The sequence below is a fragment of the Paenibacillus darwinianus genome (assembly GCF_000598065.1).
Taxonomy (GTDB): domain Bacteria; phylum Bacillota; class Bacilli; order Paenibacillales; family Paenibacillaceae; genus Paenibacillus_I; species Paenibacillus_I darwinianus.
In genome coordinates, this window is sequence record NZ_KK082122.1 from 1 (window position 1) to 2,288 (window position 2,288).

The 2,288-nt window shown below is 62.9% G+C and carries 3 protein-coding genes; all 3 read right to left on the bottom strand.

The features are described from left to right. A partial coding sequence (locus BG52_RS01120; protein ID WP_036666644.1) for an L-threonylcarbamoyladenylate synthase occupies positions 1-457 on the bottom strand: 457 nt, incomplete at its 3' end. 135 nt (positions 458-592) lie between these two features. Continuing rightward, entirely contained in the window at positions 593-1,270 is a 678-nt protein-coding gene (gene spoIIR, locus BG52_RS01125; RefSeq protein ID WP_036583068.1) for a stage II sporulation protein R, read from the bottom strand. A 216-nt stretch (positions 1,271-1,486) separates the two neighbouring features. Further along, positions 1,487-2,288, bottom strand: an 802-nt coding sequence (gene prmC, locus BG52_RS01130) for a peptide chain release factor N(5)-glutamine methyltransferase (protein ID WP_036666647.1), incomplete at its 5' end; no start/stop codon positions are given.

Sequence of the window (2,288 nt, forward strand, 5' to 3'; positions counted from 1 at the left end):
CCGAGCGGTTCGCGCTCGGCGCAGCGACCGGGCAACCCGCCGCCACGATCAGCTGCAGTGCGACCGGATGGGCCGGCATCCGCACAGCGACGGTGTCCAGCCCGGCGGTCACACGCGGCGAAACAGCGCCCGGCCGAACGGGCAGCACAAGCGTGAGCGGGCCGGGCCAGAACCGCTCCATCAGCTTTGCAGCAATCTCGCCATAGGGAAGGACAATGCACTCCAGTTGCGACCGTTCCGCTATATGCACGATCAGCGGATTGTCGGACGGACGGCCCTTGGCCGCAAATATCCGCTCCACCGCCGCCGTATTCGACGCATCCGCGCCGAGCCCGTACACCGTCTCCGTAGGAAACGCCACCACCCCGCCTTCTCGCAGCAGGCCCGCGGCCTCGGCTATCGCTTTGTCCGTCGCATCCCTGTCCCCGATTACCCAAACCTTCGTCTCTTGTTTCAAATTCGTAACCTCGCAGCGTTCCGGATTTTATTTGCTACATTATAGCACAAACCCGTCAGGCAAGAAGCAAGCGCCCAGCATAAAAGCCGAAGCTCGGCGCACGGCACGCTATCTTCGGCTTCATCCTGTCGATGGTCAGCGAAACAGATTTTTGATAAATTCGGCCATCGACTGCAGCAGCTCCCATACGAAAAACTTCATTTCCGGGGCCTCCCGCTTCGGACCAGTCTCTCCATCTGTATCCGCGGTTGCTGCGGTTGCTGCGGCCGTCTTCACGCCGGTCGCATCGCCGCTCACCGAGTCCACGAAGCAGAGCGGCGGGAAAAGCACGCACCACCAGTTCTGTCCCTTGCCCTCGCCCAGCGTGATGCGCAGCGCTTCATAGTCGCCGGCGGGATAGACGCGGTTTCCGTACATTTTGGTCGGGAACGGCACGATACCGAGCTCGGCTTTAACGCCGTAATCGAAGCCCCTTGCGGCCAACTCGCGGCGGATAAGCCGCTCAAAATCGGGCAGCCGGCCGGTGATCGTCAGGCGGGCCGCCTCTATCGTCAGCTGACGCCCCCCTGCATCGTTTTCCAATTCGGCGATAATGGCATCGCGAATATGTAGTTTAACGGCCTGGTCCGCCGGCGAATCCGAATTGGCGAGAATGCGGAGACGGATCGACTCCTCGGGTATGACCTTGGCGGCGACAGCCGCATCATTCCGAAGGCCTTCCCAAGACATGACAAGCAGCATAAGGGCAAGAAACAGATAACCATAAGATGCGCGAAAAGGAATCGAATAAAAGATATGATTGCGGATGACCATGACACAAGCCCCTCTTTCGGGCGCCCGTCGGCGCTTAGCTTGCGTTCCGGAACGGTTCATAGCTCCAGTATGTCCGGCATCCGAATCTTTAAACCTCGTAAACTGCTAAAACGTCGCTAGCAGCTTACGCAGCTTGCCCTTTCCGCAAACCCCGCGGCGGCATTGGCCGGTAAATGCAAAAAGGGCCCGGCAGGCCCCCTCCGCTTTCCTGTGCCGTTAAGTTCGCGCACCAAGCACATGGCGCTCGATACCCGCATAATCCTTGATGATCCGGATTTCATCCCAATGCCCGGCCTCGCGCAGCATCCGCGCCACCGCTTGCGCTTGACCTTGACCCAGCTCGAAAGCAACGATTGCCGGCGGAGCCGCAAGCCGTGGAACTTGCGCCAGCATACGCCTGTATGGGGCAAGCCCGTCCTCGCCGCCGTCCAGCGCGAGACGGGGCTCGTGGTCACGCACCTCGAGCTGCAGCCCATCGATGTCCGCAACCGGAATATACGGAGGATTGGACACGAGCACATCGATGCGCAGCCCCGGCGCTTCACTCTGTTGCCAAGCGGCTCCGTCCGCCGCCTGATCGCCGTCCTCATCCGCCGGCGGCGCGGCGTACGGCTCAAGCAGATCGCCATGGGCGAACGCCATGCGCGCCGACACCCCGTGCCGGGCGGCGTTCAGGCGGGCGACCGTCAGCGCTTCCTCCGACAAGTCGGACGCGCACACACGCCATCCCGGACGCTGGGCGGCTAGCGTCACGGCAATGGCGCCGCTGCCTGTGCCAATGTCGACCACCGTCGGCGCGGGCAATCCGGGCCCCGGTTCGGGTCCGGCAGCCCCCGGCCATAGCCTGTCGGCTGCGGCCAGCACCGCCTCGACCAGCAGTTCGGTCTCGGGGCGGGGGATGAGCACGGCCGGCGTCACCTTGAAAGGCAGGCCGTAAAACCACTGCTCGCCGGTAATATATTGGACCGGCTCGCCGGCCGCCTTGCGCGTCACCAGCTCCCCCCATTCCGCCAACCGG

What these genes read in the sequence shown, in the direction of transcription:
- spoIIR (WP_036583068.1), bottom strand. Translation starts at nt 1,270, where the DNA reads ATGGTCATCCGCAATCATATCTTTTATTCGATTCCTTTTCGCGCATCT.